Source organism: Rhizobium metallidurans (assembly GCF_014196505.1).
GTDB classification, from domain to species: Bacteria; Pseudomonadota; Alphaproteobacteria; order Rhizobiales; family Rhizobiaceae; genus Rhizobium; species Rhizobium metallidurans.
In genome coordinates, this window is the sequence record NZ_JACIDW010000010.1 from 29,201 (window position 1) to 46,792 (window position 17,592).

The following is a 17,592-nucleotide window of genomic DNA, read 5'->3' on the forward strand; positions in this document are numbered from 1 at the left end:
CCGAAGGTTTCCATGAGTTATCCACGCAAAGGTGAAAAACAGATCTCCGAACTGGCCAACGGCCTGATCGATCCCGTGCTCGCCAAGCGCGCCGGCATCAATACGGCGCTGCTCGGCTCCTGGGACGAGATCGCCGGCGAGGATTTCGCCGATTGCACCCGCCCGGAAAAGATCGCCTGGGCGAGGGGCGGTGATGACGGCAGCTTCCGCCCCGGCGTTTTGACCATCGCCTGCGAGGGCGCTCGCGCCCTGTTTCTGACGCATGCGCAGGGCGAACTGATCCAGCGCATCAACAGCTTCTTCGGCTTCTCCGCCGTCCACCAGATCCGCATCGTCCAGAAGCCGGTCTCCCAAGCTTTCAAGCGCTCCCGCACGCCGCCGCCATTGAAAGGCGAGGCGGCCCGCCGCCTGGAGGGGATGATGGAGGGCATCGACAACGAGAAGCTGCGCGATGCGGTGAAGCGGCTGGGCACGGCGGTGTTGGGGAAGAAGGGGCGATAGCGTGCCGTTGGCCATGGCTTCGCAATGTGCTATACATGTATAGCAAGGAGAACGACGATGCTTGCCATACGATTGCCGGCTGAAATCGAAGAGCGTCTTGATGAACTTGCCAAGCGCACGGGCCGCAGCAAGAGCTTCTACGCACGCGAAGCCATCCTTGAACACCTTGATGATCTGGAAGACTACTATCTGGCCGAGAAACGTCTTGAAGACTTTCGGCAAGGCAAAGCCGGCACGGTGTCATTGGCTGAGTTGATGGAACGCTATGGCGTGGAGGATTGATTTCGACGAACGCGCTGAGCGCGAACTCGATAAGATCGGCCATGTTGCAGCCCAGCGAATTATACGTTTCCTCAATCAGCGCGTTGCAAAGCTGGACGACCCGCGGTCGATCGGCGAAGCCCTCAAGGGACCGGAGCTTGGCGCGTTCTGGAAATATCGCGTGGGAGATTACCGGATTATCGCCAGTATCGAGGACAACGTGCTTCGAATTTTAGTTGTTCGTGTGGGCAACCGGCGTGACGTCTATCGGTGATTACGACGTTGCAACCCGCAATAACGCCCCTTGGTCCCACCAAGGTCACAATTGTTTGAAGAAACTCCCCCATGCGTGCCTTGTTTGCGGCCGCGCGCCGTTATATCGCACTCACAGCCGCTACTCTCATTTATGAGGAAATTATGCAGATGTCCGAAATGCAACTGACCAAGCGCCAGCTTCTGGGCGGCGTCGCTGTCGCGACCGCCAGCCTGGCGGTCTTCAGCAGCGCCAATGCGGCTGTGGAAATTCCGAAGCCGGACGGCGATGTCGACATGGCCGCCGTGCTGAAGCCGGGCTCGCTGCCGGAAATGGTGATCGGCAAGGACGATGCCAAGGTCACTATCGTCGAATACATGTCGATGACCTGCCCGCACTGCGCCAACTTCCACAACAAGACCTTCGACGAGATCAAGAAGAAGTACGTGGACACCGGCAAGGCCCGTTTCATCATCCGCGAATTCCCCTTCGATCCGCGTTCCGCGGCCGCCTTCATGCTGGCCCGCTGCAATCCGTCCAAGCCGGAAGACATGAGCACGGCCGACCAGTATTTCCCGATGGTCTCGATGCTCTTCAAGCAGCAGCAGACCTGGGTCGCCGCCCAAGATGGTCGCGCCGCTCTGCTCCAGATGTCGAAACTCGCTGGATTTAGTGAGGATAGCTTCACGAAGTGCTTGACGAACCAGAAGCTGCTGGATGAAGTGAACGCGACGCGGGAACGGGGTTCCAAGGAATTCGGCGTCAACGCCACGCCGACTTTCCTCATCAACGGGAAGCGCTACTCTGGAGACATGTCGGTTGACATCATGTCGGCCCTTATCGACAGCATGCTTTAAGCTGAGCCGTTTCCACCGGACGGGCGACGGCGGAAGCCGTGCGCCCGTTTTTTCGTTGCTTTTCCCTTCTCCCCATCGGGGAGAAGGTGGCCCGAAGGGTCGGATGAGGGGGCTTCGCGCTCCGAGGCCCACCGCATGAAATTCAACAAACTTCGCCTCGTCGGCTTCAAATCCTTCGTCGAGCCCGCTGAATTCGTCATCGAGCGTGGCCTGACCGGTGTCGTCGGGCCGAATGGCTGCGGCAAGTCCAATCTTGTCGAGGCGCTGCGCTGGGTGATGGGCGAGAACTCGTACAAGAACATGCGCGCCTCGGGCATGGACGACGTGATCTTTTCCGGCTCCGGCAATCGTCCCGCCCGCAACACCGCCGAGGTGGCGCTTTATCTCGACAATGCCGACCGCACGGCACCTGCCGGCTTCAACGATAGCGACGAGATCCAGGTCACGCGCCGCATCGAACGCGAGCAGGGCTCGGTCTACCGCATCAACGGCAAGGAAAGCCGCGCCAAGGACGTGCAGCTGCTCTTCGCCGACGCCTCCACCGGCGCCCGTTCGCCGTCGATGGTCGGGCAGGGGCGTATCGGCGAGCTGATCTCGGCCAAGCCGCAGGCCCGCCGCCAGTTGCTCGAAGAGGCCGCCGGCATTTCCGGCCTGCATTCGCGCCGTCATGAGGCGGAACTGCGCCTGCGCGCCGCCGAAAGCAATCTCGAGCGTCTCGACGACGTGACGTCGCAGCTCGAAAGCCAGATCGAGAGCCTGAAGCGTCAGGCCCGTCAGGCCAATCGCTTCAAGTCGCTCTCCGCCGATATCCGCGCCCGCGAGGCCATGCTCCTGCATATCCGCTGGGTGCAGGCCAAGGAGGCTGAAGCCGAGGCGGACAGCGCGCTCAACCAGGCGACATCCATCGTCGCCGAAAAGGCGCAGATGCAGATGGAAGCCGCCAAGTCGCAAGGCATATCGAGCCTCAAGCTGCCTGAACTGCGCGAGGGCGAAGCCCGCGCGGCGGCCGCCTTGCAGCGCCTGCAGATCGCCAAGACGCAGCTGGAAGAAGATGCCAACCGCATCCTGCGCCGTCGCGACGAGCTCACCCGCCGCCTGGCGCAGCTCTCGGAAGACATCCGGCGCGAGGAACGGCTGGTCGCCGACAACGCCGAGATTCTCCAGCGTCTCGACGCCGAGGAAGCCGAGATCAGCGAGATCCTCGCCGATTCCGGCCGTTACGCGGAAGAGACCCGCGAGGCCTTCGAGGAAGCCGCCGCCAGGCTTGCCGACAGCGAGCGCATCTTCGCTGGCCTGACATTGGAACGCGCCGAGGCCGCCGCCGGCCGCAACCAGCTCGAACGCGCCATCCGCGATCTCGCAGACCGCAAGATGCGCCTCGAACGCCAGATGGACGAGGCCAATCGCGAGCTGTCAGGTATCGGCGAGCGTATCGCGACGCTGCCCGATCCCGACGAGAAGCGCATGGTCGTCGAAGCCGGCGAAAGCGCCGTCGCCGAGGCCGAGGCTGCTATCCAGGCGGTCGAGCAGGCGCTCGCCGCTGCCCGCCAGACGGAAGCGATGTCGCGCGCGCCGGTCGATCAGGCCCGCGCCCAGCTGAATGCCATCGAGACCGAAGCGCGCACCATTTCCCGCATGCTGGCATCCGGCGCCACCGCCGGCGAATTCGCGCCTGTCGCCGATGATCTGAAGGTCGACCGCGGTTTCGAGACCGCCGTGGGCGCTGCCCTTGGCGACGATCTCGAATCCCCGCTCGACCCGAAGGCGCCCGCCCACTGGTCGGAAAACGGCGATGGCGCCGCCGATCCGGCGCTGCCACCGGGCGTCACCCCGCTGATCACGCATGTCCGCGCCCCCGCGGCACTTGCCCGCCGCCTCAGGCAGATCGGTCTCGTCTCCGACGCGGATGCCGAAGGCCTGATGGCGAGCCTCAGGCCTGGCCAGCGCCTCGTCACCCGCGATGGCGCCGTCTACCGCTGGGATGGCCACGTCACCGGCGCCGACGCCCCAAGTGCCGCGGCACTCCGTCTCGCCCAGAAGAACCGTCTCTCCGAGCTCGAAGGCGAAGCATCCATCGCCCGCGACGTGCTCACTGAAGCCGAGGAGCAGCTGGCGATCGCGGCCGAAGCCATCTCGGGCGAGGAACATCGCCTGGCCGATGCCCGCGATACCGCGCGCATGTCCGCACGCCAGCTGGCGGAAGCGCGCGAGGCCTTGGCCGCTGCCGAGCGTGCCTCGGGCGATCTCATCCGCCGCCGCGATGTCATCGCCGAAGCCGTGAGCCAGCTGCGGAGCCAGCTTGAAGACATCGCCATCCAGGAAGAAAACGCCCGCATCGAGCTCGACGACGCGCCGGATCTCTCCGCGCTCGACGAACGCCTGCGGCTGCAGCAGGCCGACGTGGCGACCGATCGCGGCGCCCTTGCCGAAGCCCGTGCGCGACACGAGAGCCTGAACCGCGAAAACGACGCCCGCCAGCGCCGCATCGTCGCCATCGGCCAGGAGCGCGAGACCTGGCGCCAGCGCGCGGCGAGCGCGCAGGACCACATCGCGACGCTGCGCGACCGCGAGGAGGAAGCGCGCGAGGAAGCGGCCGATCTCGAAATGGCGCCCGACGAATTCGACGACAAGCGCCGTGGGCTGTTGAACGAACTGCAGAAGGCCGACGACAGCAGACGCGCCGCCGCCGATCTGTTGGCTGAGGCCGAGCTGGCGCAGCGCGATGTCGATCACAAGGCGGCGATTGCGCTCTCCGAGCTTGCCGAAAGCCGCGAGCGTCGCGGCCGCGCCGAGGAGCGCCTGGTCTCGGCCCGCGAAAAGCGCGTGGAGACAGAGGCGCGCATCCGCGAGGCGTTGAACGTCGCGCCCCACGAAGCCTTCCTGCTGGCCGGTCTCGACGCCATGCAGGCGATGCCTGATTTGCGCGAGGTCGAGCGCGAGCTGGAGCGGCTGAAGATGGAGCGCGAACGGCTCGGCGCCGTCAACCTGCGCGCCGAGGAAGAGCAGAAGGAACTGAGCGACCGGCTGGCGGCGCTGATCAAGGAGCGCGACGACGTCATCGACGCCATCCGCAAGCTGCGCGGCGCCATCCAGAGCCTGAACCGCGAGGGTCGCGAGCGCCTGATCGCCGCCTTCGATGTGGTCAACACCCAGTTCCAGCGCCTCTTTACCCACCTGTTCGGTGGCGGCACGGCCGAGCTGCAGCTGATCGAATCCGACGATCCGTTGGAAGCCGGCCTCGAAATCCTCGCCCGCCCGCCGGGCAAGAAGCCGCAGACCATGACGCTTCTGTCGGGCGGCGAGCAGGCGCTGACGGCGATGGCGCTGATCTTCGCGGTGTTTCTCACCAACCCGGCGCCGATCTGCGTGCTCGACGAAGTGGACGCGCCGCTCGACGATCACAACGTCGAGCGCTACTGCAACCTGATGGACGAGATGGCGGCTTCGACGGAGACGCGCTTCGTCATCATCACCCACAATCCGATCACCATGGCCCGCATGAACCGCCTTTTCGGCGTGACGATGGCGGAGCAGGGCGTGTCGCAGCTGGTTTCGGTCGACCTGCAAACCGCTGAACAATTGCGCGAGATCGCCTGAGGTCAAGGCGAAACACCCAAAAAAAGTCGCCTCTGAGTAGGCTTCTCACCCAATAAGGTGATGCGTTTTTACTCATCCTGCATTAGAAGAAACTGTATGTGCGGTCCGAGAGGATCGCGCCACCGGTTTTGCGTACAGATTGCCGTGCGCATGTGGTGAGGCTTCCTCCTCGTCGTGTCGGCATGCTGAACCCCCCGTCCGGTTTTCCTGGCTGGACGGAAATAAGGCTTTGCGGGACTTTGTTGCGGTCCCGCAAAGCTTTATTACTCTTCCCTAGAGTTCAAACGGTTAGAATGCGTGGATGTTGTGCACTGCAACATTTTGGCCGCATTTGTCCGATTTTCATTTTAACACCAAGGGATTAAGCTGATCCCGATTTTGGTGTTGGGGAGAGCATGACCAAGTGGGTCTACACATTCGGTAATGGCGCCGCGGAGGGGCGGGCGCTAGACCATGAAATGCTGGGCGGCAAGGGGGCCAATCTCGCCGAGATGTGCAGCCTCGGCCTGCCCGTTCCCCCCGGCCTGACCATCACCGCCGACGCCTGTTCCGCCTATTATCGCGATGGCCGTCGCATAGCGGATGAGGTGCGCGCGCAGGTGCTGTCAGGCATCGCAAGCATCGAGGCCGTCACCGGCCGGCGCTTCGGCGCGGGCAACAGCCCGCTGCTCCTGTCGGTTCGCTCCGGCGCCCGCGTATCGATGCCGGGCATGATGGATACGGTACTGAACCTCGGTCTCAACGACGAAACCGTTCAGGCGCTCGGCCACGATGCCGGCGACGCGCGCTTCGCCTGGGATAGCTACCGCCGCTTCATCCAGATGTATGCCGATGTCGTCATGGGTCTCGACAACGAGGTCTTCGAGGAAATCCTGGAGGACGAAAAGGCGCGCCACGGCTACGAATACGATACCGAGATGACCGCGAGCGAATGGCAGCACGTCGTGCATCTCTACAAGGCGGTGCTTGAGGAGGAGCTCGGCGAGGAGTTCCCGCAGGACCCGCAGGTGCAGCTCTGGGGCGCTGTCGGCGCTGTGTTTTCGAGCTGGATGAGCGCCCGCGCCGTCACCTATCGCCATCTCCACAATATCCCCGAAAGCTGGGGCACCGCCATCAACATCCAGGCCATGGTCTTCGGCAACCTCGGCAATTCGTCTGCCACCGGCGTTGCCTTCACCCGCAACCCGTCGACCGGCGAAAAGTCGCTCTACGGCGAGTTTCTGGTCAACGCACAGGGCGAGGACGTGGTCGCCGGCATCCGCACGCCGCAGAGCATCACCGAGGAAGCCCGCATCTCCTCCGGCTCCGACCGGCCGTCGATGGAAAAGCTGATGCCGGAGGCCTTCAAGGAATTCGTGGCGATCTGCGATCGTCTCGAGGCCCACTATCTCGACATGCAGGATATCGAGTTCACCATCGAGCGCGGCACGCTGTGGATGCTGCAGACGCGGTCAGGCAAGCGCTCGACCCGCGCGGCGATGAAGATCGCCGTCGATATGGTGGACGAGAAGATGATCACCGAGGAACAGGCGGTGCTGCGCATCGAGCCGTCCTCGCTCGATCAGCTGCTGCATCCGACAATCGACCCGCGCGTCGCGCGCGAGGTGATCGGCACCGGCCTTCCGGCGTCGCCCGGTGCTGCATCCGGCGAGATCGTCTTTACCGCCGAAGAGGCGGTCATGGCGGAAGAGGAGGGGCGCAAGGTCATCCTGCTCCGCGTCGAGACCAGCCCCGAGGACATCCACGGCATGCATGCCGCCGAAGGCATCCTGACGACGCGCGGCGGCATGACCAGCCACGCGGCCGTCGTTGCCCGCGGCATGGGCATCCCCTGCGTCGTCGGCGCCGGCACCATGCGCATCGATCTGCGCAACGAGCGGCTGATCGGCATGGGCGTGACGCTGAAGAAGGGCGACATCATCACCATCGACGGATCGGCGGGGCAGGTGCTGAAGGGCGAGGTGCCGATGGTGCAGCCGGCACTCTCGGGCGATTTCGGCCGTATCATGGAATGGGCCGATCGCGTCCGCCGCATGACGGTGCGCACCAATGCCGACACGCCGGCCGACGCGCGCGCCGCGCGCTCCTTCGGCGCCGAAGGGATCGGCCTTTGCCGCACCGAGCACATGTTCTTCGAGGGCGAGCGCATCCATGTGATGCGCGAGATGATCCTGGCCGAGGACGAGGCGGGCCGGCGCACCGCGCTCGACAGGTTGCTGCCGATGCAGCGGGAGGACTTCGAGAGCCTGTTCAACGTCATGCACGGCCTGCCGGTGACGATCCGCCTGCTCGATCCGCCATTGCACGAATTCCTGCCGAAGACGGACGAGGAAATCGCCGACGTCGCGGCCGCCATGAACATGGACGCGACCGCGTTGCGCCAGCGCGTCGATGCGCTGCACGAGTTCAATCCCATGCTCGGCCATCGCGGCTGCCGGCTGGCGATCTCCTATCCCGAGATCGTCGAGATGCAGGCGCGCGCCATCTTCGAGGCAGCCGTTCAAGCGGCCCGCGAGACGGGTGCCGCCGTCGTCCCCGAGATCATGGTGCCGCTCGTCGGCCTGCGCTCCGAGCTCGATTACGTCAAGGAGCGCATCGACGCCATCGCCCGCGACGTCATGACGGAGGCCGACATGCGGATCGATTATCTCGTCGGCACGATGATCGAGCTGCCGCGCGCGGCACTGCGCGCCCACATCATCGCGGAAGCCGCCGAATTCTTCTCCTTCGGCACCAACGACCTGACGCAGACCACCTTCGGCATCTCGCGCGACGACGCCTCGGCCTTCATTCCGACATACCAGCGCAAGGGCATCATCGAGCATGATCCCTTCATCTCGCTGGATTTCGATGGGGTCGGCGAGCTGATCCGCATCGCCACCGAGCGCGGCAGGCGCACCCGCGCCGACATGAAGCTCGGCATCTGCGGCGAACATGGCGGCGATCCGGCCTCGATTCATTTCTGCGAGGGCATCGGTCTCGACTACGTCTCCTGCTCGCCATTTCGCGTGCCTATAGCCCGGCTGGCGGCGGCACAGGCGGCGATCAAGGCAAGATAGGGGTTGTCAGGAGCAGCTACCGATGCCGGTAGTAGGGGCCGCCATAATACGGGCCGCCCATGCGCCACGCCATGTCCGCCATCACGTAATCGCTGTCGGCCCGCGCCTGCGCCTGGCGGTTGAGGTCGATGCGTTGCAGGCAGATGGCGAACCCTTCGGTACCGCGCTTGAAGCCATAGCTCAGGCACTGCCGGTCGTCCGCCGCCCGCCGTTCTTCCGGCGTCATCGTCTGGCAGGCCGAAAGGCCGATCGCAATGGCGGCCATGGTGAGAGTCAGCGGGAGAATGCGCATCGTTCTGTCTTCAACGGATTGATCTTGCTGACGTAGCAGACGCCAACGCCGCCCACCCGTCAACAAAAAACTCCGTCCGCCGAAAAACTTGTCAGGCGGCGCCGGCCGGATCGCCGATCGGCAGAAGCGCCGGATCGAGCGTCGGGTCGTTCGGGTTCTTGCTGTCGCCGGGATCCTGGGCGGGTGTCAGCGGCGGCTTTTCCTGGACGCGGTCGGGAATACCGGGTGTCGGCGTCGGGCCGCGTGGCGTCTCGGGCGTCGGTACGGGGATCGGATCGCGATTGGGCATGATTGTCTCCTTCTGGTCCAAGGAAAACGATGCCCCTTCGCTTTGGTTCCCGCTTTCGCCCGGCCGAGAACCGCTATATGAAGACGCCTCACGGAAATGGAAGCGACTGATGGCACTGCGTGATCGATTCTCGAAAAAGCTGACCTGCCCGCAATGCGGCAATAGCGGCTTCGCCGAAGCCTCCGAGACGGACGATCCGAAGCGCAAGCATCCGGGCTTCAACATCGACCAGTTGCCGCGCGGGCTTTTCGTCCAGCGGCAGACCAATTTCCAGGAAACCAGCGTGATCAAGTGCGAATGCGGCCGCAAGTTCGCGTTCCGCACGCTGGCCGAAGCCGCATCCGGCCGCGATTGAACTAGGCTAGACTAGAACCGCTCCAGCACCTCGATGAAGGCATCGGCGAACTGCGCGATATGGGCGGTCTCGGGCGCCGGGCTTTCCATGCGGATATCGGTGCCGTTCTGGTCGAGCACCGCGAGCACGATCCGCATGTCGGTGGCGGCGGAAGGAATGCGCAGCACCGCGATCCGCTTGCAATCGTCCATCAGTCCTTCGGCAGGGAGATCGAACAGGAATTCGCCGCCGCTCTTTCCCGCCGCCGTGCGAACCGCATCGCAAAAGTCGGTGTCGCCGTCATAGCCTTCGAGCGAAAGCTCGAGCTCGAGAAGCTCCATCGGCAGAAGCGGATCGCTCGCATCGGCCCCGGCAAGCGTCGGCATGGGGCTTTCCATTGCAAGCTCGGATGCGATCATTGCTCTTCTCCTGTTCGTCCGTGACCGATGAGGATGCTGCAATTGCGGGAAATCAAGTCAATATCAGAAAATGCTCACGTAAGCCATGCCCGTATTGGCCGCGGAAATTGGTCTTCATCGTGGATTGGACACGCTCGCGTAAGACAACAGTTTCAATTTAGGCGAATCTTGCACTAAACAAGTGCTTGGGCGATTTGCGCGTTCATGCGGGACGCGCCGCTTGCGACTAACCGGTAAGTTTGATGGCAATCCGTTTCGACCGCCCCGTTTCCAATGCCGCCCGCTTCTCCAGGCGGTTCGCGGCCTTTGCGCTGGTCCTGTGCCTGGCGGCGCTGATCGGCCACCGCTTCGCCGGCCTCGCCACGCCCTATCTCGTGCTCGTCCTGATCGTCTCCACCGGGTTCGGCATCCTGGCCGCCGTTCTGGCCGCCGCCGGCCTGCGCAGCCTGTGGCTGATGGGCGCCGAGGGCGGGCATGACGCGCTGAAGGCGCTGATCTTCGCCGCCCTGCCGCTCGTCATCGGTGGACTGGCGGTTGAACGCTATCTCAGCATGCCCGTCATCTATGACGTCTCCACCGATCCCGTCTCCGCTCCGGACTGGCTGAAGACGCCCAGCGCCGACCAGATCTGGCTGAAGCGGGTGCCGGTGACGCCTGGTGATCGCGAAAAGCAGCTGGAAGCCTATCCCGAACTGACAGGCCGCCGCTACGACGGCGCCATCGACCGCGTGCTGGAGGCCGTCAAGAAGGTCGCCAGGATGAACGGCATCCGCATCACCCGGGCCGAGGGCGACAGCATGCCGACGCGCGATCCGGAGGACAAGCCGGCGGCCAAGTCGCAGGCGGACAATGGCGCCATTCCCGACGCCGCCCCCGATATCGTTCCCGTTCCGACGCCGCGCCCCTATGACGACGACGTTGCCCAGCTGATCCGCCGCGCCAATGGCGTGACGCTGCAGGGCGAAAAGCGCACGCTGGTTCTCGGCCTGCGCTTCGACGTCATCATCCGCCTGCGCGAGGAGGCGGAGACCACATTCGTCGACGTCCGCGTCGCCTCGCGCTACGGCCCCTCCGACCTCGGCTTCAGCGCCGACATCGCGGATGATTACCTGAAGGCGCTGGACGCGGAGCTGCTCGGCATCGCCGCCGGCAGCTGACGCAGTGGTCGGCCCCGTGTGGCCAGCCCCTGCGGCTGTCGATCATCCGAGAAAGCGATCGCGTTGGGCCGGCGTCGGCACGAAGCAGGTTGCCCGCCGCCCTGAGATCCGCAGCCGGTTGCGCGCCACGAATGCGTAGAGCCGATCGGCGATCGCGCGCGGCAGAAGCCGCGATATCGTCACCGCCGACCAGGGGGCGCCCAGCCCCGCCACCATGCGGATCGTCCCATCCGACTTGAAATACGCGCGGCCGCCTTCGATCAGGATGTTGGTCTCGTAGTCGCGCTCGTCGAGCCCGTAGTGGCGGTAGAGCGCCGCGCCAAGCGGCGTCTGCGCGGCGACAAAACGGTAGCGCTCGCGCTTGTCGTGTTTCAGCACGAACCGAACCCAGGCCGAGCAGAACACGCACTCGCCGTCGAACACGATCAGCGGCTTGTCGTCGGGGAAATCTGGAACGGCCGCATCCTGGCGATAGCTGTAATCCGGCCGCATCGTCTCATTTTCTCCCGGCCATCCGGTACGACCCCAGAAGCGCCGGCGGGCCGTCGGTCTCGATCTCGCCTCGCTCGATCAGGTCCTCGATATGGGCGAGCACGGAAAGGGCGGCGGCGCCGTGCAGGCGCGGATCGGTGTCACGGTAGATGACTTTCACCATGTCGGGGATATTGGTGTCGCCGGCGCTGATCCGCCCAAGCACCGCGCGCTCGCGCATCCGCCTGTGCGTCTTCAAAGCCCGTATGAAGGAGATCGGCTTGCGCACCGGGCCGCCATGGCCGGGCAGGAGCAGCCGGTCGCGCCTTGCGATCAGCTTGTCGAGCGAGGCCATGTAATCGGCCATCGATCCATCCGGCGGCGCGACGACCGAGGTCGCCCAGGCCATGACGTGATCGGCCGAAAACAGGATGCCGGTGTCCTCGAGCGCGAAGGCCATGTGATTGGCGGCGTGTCCGGGCGTGTGGATACCCGTCAGCCGCCAGCCGTCGCCCTCGATCGCCTCCCCATCGGCAAGCGCGATATCGGGGCGGAACGCCATGTCGGAGCTTTCGGTAAAGGGATTGGTCTCCCCCGCATGCAGCGGCCGCGCCGCCCGGTGCGGCCCCTCGGCGACGACGATCGCCCCCGTCGCCTGCTTGAGCCGGCGCGAGAGCGGCGAGTGGTCGCGATGTGTGTGGGAAACGAGAATATGCGTGACCTCGCGACCCTTGAGCGCCGCCATCAGCGCCGCGAGATGCGCCTCGTCATCAGGGCCGGGATCGATCACCGCGACGGAGCGGTCGCCGACGATATAGCTGTTGGTGCCGTGAAAGGTGAAAGCGCTCGGATTGTTGACCGTGAGCCGCTGCACGCCTGGTGCCACCGGCACGGCTTGGCCATAAGAAGGCTCGAAGGCGAGATTGAAGTCTGGATTGGCCATGTCGTTCCTGCGGTCGTGCGCCCCGGCAAGGGGCCGACCAATTACTTGTACTCGATCTCGATGAAGGACATCGGCTTGTCGCCGGCATTGACGACATTGTGCTCGATGCCGGCATCGCGCCGGTAGGCGGCGCCCGCCGAGATATCCACCCGCCGGCTGCCGTCCTTCTCCTCGAGCAGGAACCGGCAGTCCGTCATCGGCACGACGACATAGCCCATGCCATGCGTATGCACGCCGGTATCGGCGCCGGGCTCGAAGTCCCAGCGCGTGATCCGGACCACGGCGTCGTCGACGAGAAGCGTGGCAAGGGCAGGCGGACGGGCGCGATACTGGCTCATTGTCACTCCGAAGCGGTCTTGTCTTAGAACAGACCTAGCATGCCGCCCGTAGCAGCGCACAAAAAAGGCGCGCAGAAATATGCTCGCCCCGAAACTTAATGATTGTGACGTCAACGGACCTTTGCTAATCAGGCGACGCAATTGGCAAGCGTTTCTCGCTGCCAATCTCTGGTGGGGCGTCGCCAAGCGGTAAGGCACCGGTTTTTGGTACCGGCATTCCCAGGTTCGAATCCTGGCGCCCCAGCCACCGCGGTAATTCTCAGCCAGCAACACCCAAGACATCATCACGCCGATCAGCACGCATCGTTGCTGAGCCTCCAGCTCTGTTGTCGCAACATAGCCCAGAAACCAAAAAAGGCGGAACCCGTGTCCCGCCTTCTGATGTCTCTCGCCTCGCTGCGCCTTACTGCGCGGCCGGCTGGGCAGGCGCCAGGAATTCGGCGCAGTAGGAGGGGCCGTTCACGCCGGGGATGTCGCCGGAAACGCGGATGGTGCGGATCGTGTAGTCGGCGTTGGTGGTGATCTCGACCTGGCAGCGCAGGTACTGCTTGCGGGCGGGCGAGATCTGCTTGCCGCGCTTGCCCTCAGTGCCATCGGCATACTTCGCCGGAACGTTGACGGTCTTGTAGCCGCCCTTCCAGGTGTAGACGTTGCCGCTGCCCGTGTCGGCATCGGTGAGCGGCGGGCCGTAGGCGGCGAAGAACTTGCCGGCGGACTGGCCGACCCAGCGGCTGGAGATCGGATCGGCGGCCGTCGGGATGGTCGTGCAGCCGGCCAGGGCAATGGCCAGCCCTGCGGCTGCGAAAGTGCGGAGTTTCATGATGTCGTCCCTGAATTTGTCGCGCATTCGGCGGCGGGAATCACTGCCCCTGCAGCGTTTCAGCCTGTCCTGACGAGCGCTTTAGCGCGGAACCCGGAAAAAGAAAATCGGCTCTTTCCAGCGATCGCGAAATTTGCGGCGGGTGTGGCTTTTTGCTCGCGCGCAGGCCCGGCCGCGCTTCTCGAAGCCGCCGTCATAAAAATGCAACCCGCTTTGGATTTTGGTGCTTGCGCAAGCCGTTGGGCCGGTCTATAGAGGCGCCGCTGGTCACGGAGTGTAGCGCAGTCTGGTAGCGCACCACGTTCGGGACGTGGGGGTCGGAGGTTCGAATCCTCTCACTCCGACCAGCTGAAAATCCCGGCAATACAGGATTTTCCGCCCGATCCCGAATTTTTCCGAATACGTCGCCTTGTCGCAGCGGACCGATTGCGGACCGTTTGGTATCGCCGCATCCATCTCCCGAACATCTCCGCACAAGCACGACACTTCCGCCAATCCGCGTATTGCCTCGCCCGGACCGCGCGCTTAAACCTTGCTGTCACCTGATGTCATGAGAAGCGGATCGATGAGCAGAGATTACTATTCCAGCATGGGCGGCCTGCCGCCGCAGACCGAGCTTTTGTCGAGCAAGGCGGTGTTCACGACCGCCTATGCCGTCATCCCGCGCACGGTGATGACCGATATCGTCACCAGCTATCTCCCCCATTGGCAGGGCACGCGCGCCTGGGTCATCTCGCGCCCGATGACCGGCTTTTCCGAGACCTTTTCGCAATACATCATGGAAGTGCAGCCGGGTGGCGGCAGCGACAGGCCGGAGCCGGAAAAGCGCGCCGAAGGCGTGCTCTTCGTCGTCGATGGCGAGGTCACGGTGGATCACGAGGGCGCCACGCATGTGCTGCGCCCCGGCGCCTTCGCCTTCCTGCCGGCCGGCTCGAAATGGACGCTGTGGAACAAGGGCGCGGTTACAGCCAAGTTCCACTGGATCCGCAAGGCCTTCCAGCCGGTCGAAGGCCTCGAGCCGCCGCCGGCGCTCTTCACCCATGAGGACCAGAACCCGCCGCAGGCCATGCCCGATACCGGCGGCGTCTGGGCGACCACCCGCTTCATCGATCCGGCCGACCTGCGCTACGACATGCACGTGACGATCGTCACGCTCGAGCCCGGCGGAGTCATCCCCTTCATGGAAACCCACGTCATGGAGCACGGCCTCTACGTGCTCGAGGGCAGGGCGGTCTATCGTCTTAACAAGGATTGGGTCGAGGTCGAGGCCGGCGACTACATGTGGCTGCGCGCCTTCTGCCCGCAGGCCTGCTACGCCGGCGGTCCCGGCCGCTTCCGCTACCTGCTCTACAAGGACGTCAACCGGCACATGCCGTTGTTCTAAGCGGTTCGCGACCGCCTCCGCGAAGGAAAACGGGGCCGATCGGCCCCGTCTCAACTCGTTGTATCAGATATCGCCGCCGGCGTTGGACCAGAGGTTGGCGGCCTCCGCCGCCGTCATCCGGCGCACCTCCGCCTCGTCGCGGCGGCTGGAAAACAGCTCGCTTGCCATGATCTGGTCGGCGAGATCGGCCGGCAGCGACAGCAGCACGCGACCGTCGCCACTGCGCAGGCCGCTGAGCTCCGAGCGCTTGCCCGTCACCATGCCGCCGGCCACCGTGTTGTTGGTCTCCGGATCGATCAGGATGAAGGCGCCCGACGAGCGGTTCAGCTCGTAAGGGTCGAAGATCGCCGCTTCGTCGAAGGTCAGATGCACCTTGCCGATGGCGTTCATGTAGAGCGTCTCGGCCGAGGTCCAGGTGCCGGTCTTCAGCTGCAGCTGCGCCACCGGCTGGACCTGAACGCGCTGGCGGCGGCTGCCGCTCTTCAGCCAGTAGCGCTTGCCGGACTCGATGCCCTCGGGCTGCAAGGCCACGATCTGCGCGTCGAAGGACAGGCCCACCTGTGGCTGGCTGTCGATCGAGACGATCATGTCGCCGCGCGCCACGTCCACCTGGCGGTCGAGCACCAGCGTGATCGCGTCGCCGGCAACCGCGGCATTGCGCACGAGGTCGAAGGTGACGATCTTGGTGACGTTGGCGACCATGCCCGACGGCAGGATCATGACGCTGTCTCCAGGCTTCACCGAGCCGCCGGCAACCGTGCCCTGATAACCGCGAAAACTCTCGCCCGGGCGCGACACGCGCTGCACGGAGAGGCGGAAGCCGACCGTCTGCGACGAGCGCACGGTGGCGAGTTCCAGCGTTTCCACCAGCGTCGGGCCGGCATACCACGGCATCGAAGCCTCGCCGGAATAGACGACGTTTTCGCCCTTCAGCGCCGACATCGGGATCGCGGTGATCTGCTTAACGCCGAGCGACAGCGCGAATTCGCGGAATTCGTGGACGATCTTCTCGAAGCCGGCACGGTCGTAGTTGGTGAGGTCGATCTTGTTGACCGCGAGCACGAACTGCTTGATCCCGAGCAGCGAGGCGATCGTCGCGTGACGACGCGTCTGCTCGAGAATGCCGGCGCGGGCATCGACCAAGAGGATGGCGAGATCGGCCGTGGAGGCGCCGGTCGCCATGTTGCGGGTGTACTGCTCGTGGCCGGGCGTGTCGGCAACGATGAAGGAGCGCTTGTCGGTCGCGAAATAGCGATAGGCGACGTCGATGGTGATGCCCTGTTCGCGCTCGGCCTGCAGGCCGTCGAGAAGCAGCGCGAAGTCGGGCAGGCCGAGGTCGTTCTGCTTGCCGGTGGAATCGCGGCGCAGCGTCGCTGCCTGGTCTTCCTTGACGGCCTTGGTGTCCCAGAGCAGGCGGCCGATCAGCGTGGACTTTCCGTCATCGACGCTGCCGCAGGTGATGAGGCGCAACGGTCGCGTGTCGCGCGCGGCCTGCTGAGGCTCGGCGAGGGGAGCGGCGATGGCGCTTGCTGTTGCTGCTGCAGTCATCTCAGAAATATCCTTCACGCTTCTTTTTCTCCATGGAGCCGGACTGGTCGCGGTCGATGGCGCGGCCCTGGCGTTCGGAGACAGTGGCAATTTCAAGTTCGGCGATAATGTCGTCCATCGTCGTGGCGGTGGACTTGATCGCGCCCGTCAGCGGGAAGCAGCCGAGCGTGCGGAAGCGGATGAAGTCTTCCTGCTTGGTCTCGCCGGGCAGCAGCTCCAGGCGCGGATCTGATGCCGAAATCATCATGCCGTCGCGCTCGACATAGGGGCGCTTGGCGGCGAAGTAGAGCGGCACGATCGGAATGTTTTCGGCCTGGATGTAGCGCCAGATATCGACCTCGGTCCAGTTCGACAGCGGGAAGGCGCGCACGCTCTCGCCGCTGCGGATCTGGCCGTTATAGATGTTCCAGAGCTCGGGACGCTGGTTGCGCGGGTCCCAGCGGTGGTCTGGCGTACGGAAGGAATAGATGCGCTCCTTGGCGCGGGATGCTTCCTCGTCGCGCCGCGCGCCGCCGAAGGCCGCGTCGAACTTGCCGGCGTCGAGCGCATTGCGCAGCGCTTCCGTCTTCATGATGTCGGTGTAGCGCGCCGAGCCAAAGGTGAACGGCGTGATGTTTTCGGCGGCACCGCGTGGATTGATGTGCTCGATCAGGTCGAGATCATATTCCTTCACGATCTTGTCGCGGAAGGTGATCATCTCCGCGAACTTCCAGCCGGTGTTGACGTGCAAGAGCGGGAAGGGGACGCGGCCGGGATAGAAGGCCTTGCGCGCCAGATGCAGCAGCACGGAACTGTCCTTGCCGATCGAGTAGAGCATCACGGGACGCTCGAACTCGGCCGCCACTTCGCGGAAGATATGGATGGATTCGTTTTCGAGCGCCTTCAGATGAGGGTCGAGCGGCGGCTTGGTGCTCTGCGGATTGCTGAGTTCCGTATCCGGACGGCTATCGGGCATGTCTTACTCCAGACTTCCAATTCCTTGGCGGGGAGGCGGGCCTCACCCTGTTTTCGTTTCGGTCTTCACTGGCCTTGTACCGTGCGGCCCCCTCATCGCCTCGCTGGCGCTCCG

General features: G+C 64.5%; 18 protein-coding genes and 2 tRNA genes. 11 read left to right on the forward strand and 9 right to left on the reverse strand.

The window, feature by feature from the left end; translation table 11 throughout:
• Window positions 1-12 precede the first annotated feature (12 nt).
• The 6 genes from GGQ67_RS15400 (at window position 13) to ppdK (ending at window position 8,528) form a co-directional block, all read left to right on the forward strand.
• Window positions 13-501, forward strand: coding sequence for a DUF721 domain-containing protein (locus tag GGQ67_RS15400; RefSeq protein ID WP_183901027.1), 489 nt, complete (start codon window positions 13-15; stop codon window positions 499-501).
• A 57-nt stretch (window positions 502-558) separates the two neighbouring features.
• Window positions 559-783 carry a type II toxin-antitoxin system RelB family antitoxin gene (relB, locus tag GGQ67_RS15405; RefSeq protein ID WP_183901028.1) on the forward strand — a complete coding sequence of 75 codons (225 nt, stop codon included), beginning with the start codon at window positions 559-561 and terminating at the stop codon, window positions 781-783.
• Window positions 767-1,036: a type II toxin-antitoxin system RelE family toxin gene (locus GGQ67_RS15410; protein ID WP_183901029.1), complete on the forward strand. Its 270-nt coding sequence runs from the start codon at window positions 767-769 to the stop codon at window positions 1,034-1,036. The genes relB and GGQ67_RS15410 overlap by 17 nt, the downstream gene beginning before the upstream one ends.
• 143 nt (window positions 1,037-1,179) lie before the next feature.
• Window positions 1,180-1,872, forward strand: coding sequence for a DsbA family protein (locus tag GGQ67_RS15415; RefSeq protein WP_183901030.1), 693 nt, complete (start codon window positions 1,180-1,182; stop codon window positions 1,870-1,872).
• Between the two features lie 135 nt (window positions 1,873-2,007).
• Window positions 2,008-5,469, forward strand: coding sequence for a chromosome segregation SMC family protein (locus GGQ67_RS15420; RefSeq protein ID WP_183901031.1), 3,462 nt, complete (start codon window positions 2,008-2,010; stop codon window positions 5,467-5,469).
• Between the two features lie 395 nt (window positions 5,470-5,864).
• Window positions 5,865-8,528, forward strand: coding sequence for a pyruvate, phosphate dikinase (gene ppdK / locus GGQ67_RS15425; protein WP_183901032.1), 2,664 nt, complete (start codon window positions 5,865-5,867; stop codon window positions 8,526-8,528).
• A 16-nt stretch (window positions 8,529-8,544) separates the two neighbouring features.
• On the opposite strand, the gene GGQ67_RS15430 is transcribed toward ppdK, so the two are convergent.
• Both GGQ67_RS15430 and GGQ67_RS15435 read right to left on the reverse strand, forming a co-directional pair.
• Window positions 8,545-8,820, reverse strand: coding sequence for a hypothetical protein (locus tag GGQ67_RS15430; protein ID WP_183901033.1), 276 nt, complete (start codon window positions 8,818-8,820; stop codon window positions 8,545-8,547).
• A 91-nt stretch (window positions 8,821-8,911) separates the two neighbouring features.
• Window positions 8,912-9,109 (reverse strand): hypothetical protein, encoded by a 198-nt coding sequence (locus GGQ67_RS15435; protein ID WP_018899035.1) that lies wholly within the window; start codon window positions 9,107-9,109, stop codon window positions 8,912-8,914.
• Between the two features lie 109 nt (window positions 9,110-9,218).
• Between GGQ67_RS15435 and GGQ67_RS15440 the strand changes: the two genes are divergently transcribed.
• The gene (locus tag GGQ67_RS15440) at window positions 9,219-9,464 is read left to right on the forward strand and encodes a hypothetical protein (RefSeq protein ID WP_018899034.1); all 246 of its coding nucleotides are present in this window, start codon (window positions 9,219-9,221) and stop codon (window positions 9,462-9,464) included.
• An 11-nt stretch (window positions 9,465-9,475) separates the two neighbouring features.
• Here the strand turns inward: GGQ67_RS15440 and GGQ67_RS15445 are convergent, their stop codons facing one another.
• The gene (locus tag GGQ67_RS15445; RefSeq protein ID WP_183901034.1) at window positions 9,476-9,862 is read right to left on the reverse strand and encodes a hypothetical protein; all 387 of its coding nucleotides are present in this window, start codon (window positions 9,860-9,862) and stop codon (window positions 9,476-9,478) included.
• Window positions 9,863-10,104: 242 nt separating this feature from the next.
• Between GGQ67_RS15445 and GGQ67_RS15450 the strand changes: the two genes are divergently transcribed.
• A complete protein-coding gene (locus GGQ67_RS15450; protein WP_183901035.1) occupies window positions 10,105-11,019 on the forward strand; it encodes a DUF1499 domain-containing protein in 915 nt (304 codons plus the stop codon).
• A gap of 42 nt (window positions 11,020-11,061) precedes the next feature.
• Here the strand turns inward: GGQ67_RS15450 and GGQ67_RS15455 are convergent, their stop codons facing one another.
• From GGQ67_RS15455 to GGQ67_RS15465, 3 genes are read right to left on the reverse strand one after another with little or no spacing between them, the layout of a single operon-like run.
• The gene (locus GGQ67_RS15455; RefSeq protein WP_183901036.1) at window positions 11,062-11,511 is read right to left on the reverse strand and encodes a thiol-disulfide oxidoreductase DCC family protein; all 450 of its coding nucleotides are present in this window, start codon (window positions 11,509-11,511) and stop codon (window positions 11,062-11,064) included.
• A 4-nt stretch (window positions 11,512-11,515) separates the two neighbouring features.
• On the reverse strand, window positions 11,516-12,433 hold the full coding sequence (locus GGQ67_RS15460; protein WP_183901037.1) for an MBL fold metallo-hydrolase: 918 nt from the start codon (window positions 12,431-12,433) through the stop codon (window positions 11,516-11,518).
• Window positions 12,434-12,474: 41 nt separating this feature from the next.
• On the reverse strand, window positions 12,475-12,771 hold the full coding sequence (locus GGQ67_RS15465; protein ID WP_183901038.1) for a cupin domain-containing protein: 297 nt from the start codon (window positions 12,769-12,771) through the stop codon (window positions 12,475-12,477).
• A 172-nt stretch (window positions 12,772-12,943) separates the two neighbouring features.
• Between GGQ67_RS15465 and GGQ67_RS15470 the strand changes: the two genes are divergently transcribed.
• Window positions 12,944-13,018, forward strand: a tRNA-Gln gene (locus GGQ67_RS15470).
• A gap of 156 nt (window positions 13,019-13,174) precedes the next feature.
• On the opposite strand, the gene GGQ67_RS15475 is transcribed toward GGQ67_RS15470, so the two are convergent.
• A complete protein-coding gene (locus GGQ67_RS15475; RefSeq protein ID WP_183901039.1) occupies window positions 13,175-13,591 on the reverse strand; it encodes a hypothetical protein in 417 nt (138 codons plus the stop codon).
• A 270-nt stretch (window positions 13,592-13,861) separates the two neighbouring features.
• On the opposite strand from GGQ67_RS15475, the gene GGQ67_RS15480 reads away from it, so the two are divergent.
• Window positions 13,862-13,938: transfer RNA gene (locus tag GGQ67_RS15480), tRNA-Pro, on the forward strand.
• Window positions 13,939-14,156: 218 nt separating this feature from the next.
• Window positions 14,157-14,975: a bifunctional allantoicase/(S)-ureidoglycine aminohydrolase gene (locus GGQ67_RS15485; RefSeq protein ID WP_183901040.1), complete on the forward strand. Its 819-nt coding sequence runs from the start codon at window positions 14,157-14,159 to the stop codon at window positions 14,973-14,975.
• Window positions 14,976-15,038: 63 nt separating this feature from the next.
• Here GGQ67_RS15485 and cysN read toward each other — a convergent pair whose 3' ends face one another.
• Both cysN and cysD read right to left on the reverse strand, forming a co-directional pair.
• A complete protein-coding gene (gene cysN / locus GGQ67_RS15490) occupies window positions 15,039-16,523 on the reverse strand; it encodes a sulfate adenylyltransferase subunit CysN (RefSeq protein ID WP_183901041.1) in 1,485 nt (494 codons plus the stop codon).
• Between the two features lies 1 nt (window position 16,524).
• Window positions 16,525-17,478, reverse strand: coding sequence for a sulfate adenylyltransferase subunit CysD (cysD, locus tag GGQ67_RS15495; protein WP_183901042.1), 954 nt, complete (start codon window positions 17,476-17,478; stop codon window positions 16,525-16,527).
• Window positions 17,479-17,592: the final 114 nt, after the last annotated feature.

Bases quoted from the DNA above. Each gene is read 5' to 3' on its own strand.
- GGQ67_RS15435 (WP_018899035.1), bottom strand. From the start codon at position 9,109: ATGCCCAATCGCGATCCGATCCCCGTACCGACGCCCGAGACGCCACGC.
- ppdK (WP_183901032.1), top strand. From the start codon at position 5,865: ATGACCAAGTGGGTCTACACATTCGGTAATGGCGCCGCGGAGGGGCGG.
- GGQ67_RS15450 (WP_183901035.1), top strand. From the start codon at position 10,105: ATGGCAATCCGTTTCGACCGCCCCGTTTCCAATGCCGCCCGCTTCTCC.
- GGQ67_RS15445 (WP_183901034.1), bottom strand. From the start codon at position 9,862: ATGATCGCATCCGAGCTTGCAATGGAAAGCCCCATGCCGACGCTTGCC.
- GGQ67_RS15465 (WP_183901038.1), bottom strand. From the start codon at position 12,771: ATGAGCCAGTATCGCGCCCGTCCGCCTGCCCTTGCCACGCTTCTCGTC.
- GGQ67_RS15410 (WP_183901029.1), top strand. From the start codon at position 767: ATGGCGTGGAGGATTGATTTCGACGAACGCGCTGAGCGCGAACTCGAT.
- cysN (WP_183901041.1), bottom strand. From the start codon at position 16,523: ATGACTGCAGCAGCAACAGCAAGCGCCATCGCCGCTCCCCTCGCCGAG.
- GGQ67_RS15430 (WP_183901033.1), bottom strand. From the start codon at position 8,820: ATGCGCATTCTCCCGCTGACTCTCACCATGGCCGCCATTGCGATCGGC.
- GGQ67_RS15415 (WP_183901030.1), top strand. From the start codon at position 1,180: ATGCAGATGTCCGAAATGCAACTGACCAAGCGCCAGCTTCTGGGCGGC.
- relB (WP_183901028.1), top strand. From the start codon at position 559: ATGCTTGCCATACGATTGCCGGCTGAAATCGAAGAGCGTCTTGATGAA.
- GGQ67_RS15440 (WP_018899034.1), top strand. From the start codon at position 9,219: ATGGCACTGCGTGATCGATTCTCGAAAAAGCTGACCTGCCCGCAATGC.
- GGQ67_RS15475 (WP_183901039.1), bottom strand. From the start codon at position 13,591: ATGAAACTCCGCACTTTCGCAGCCGCAGGGCTGGCCATTGCCCTGGCC.
- GGQ67_RS15460 (WP_183901037.1), bottom strand. From the start codon at position 12,433: ATGGCCAATCCAGACTTCAATCTCGCCTTCGAGCCTTCTTATGGCCAA.
- GGQ67_RS15420 (WP_183901031.1), top strand. From the start codon at position 2,008: ATGAAATTCAACAAACTTCGCCTCGTCGGCTTCAAATCCTTCGTCGAG.
- GGQ67_RS15485 (WP_183901040.1), top strand. From the start codon at position 14,157: ATGAGCAGAGATTACTATTCCAGCATGGGCGGCCTGCCGCCGCAGACC.
- GGQ67_RS15400 (WP_183901027.1), top strand. From the start codon at position 13: ATGAGTTATCCACGCAAAGGTGAAAAACAGATCTCCGAACTGGCCAAC.
- GGQ67_RS15455 (WP_183901036.1), bottom strand. From the start codon at position 11,511: ATGCGGCCGGATTACAGCTATCGCCAGGATGCGGCCGTTCCAGATTTC.
- cysD (WP_183901042.1), bottom strand. From the start codon at position 17,478: ATGCCCGATAGCCGTCCGGATACGGAACTCAGCAATCCGCAGAGCACC.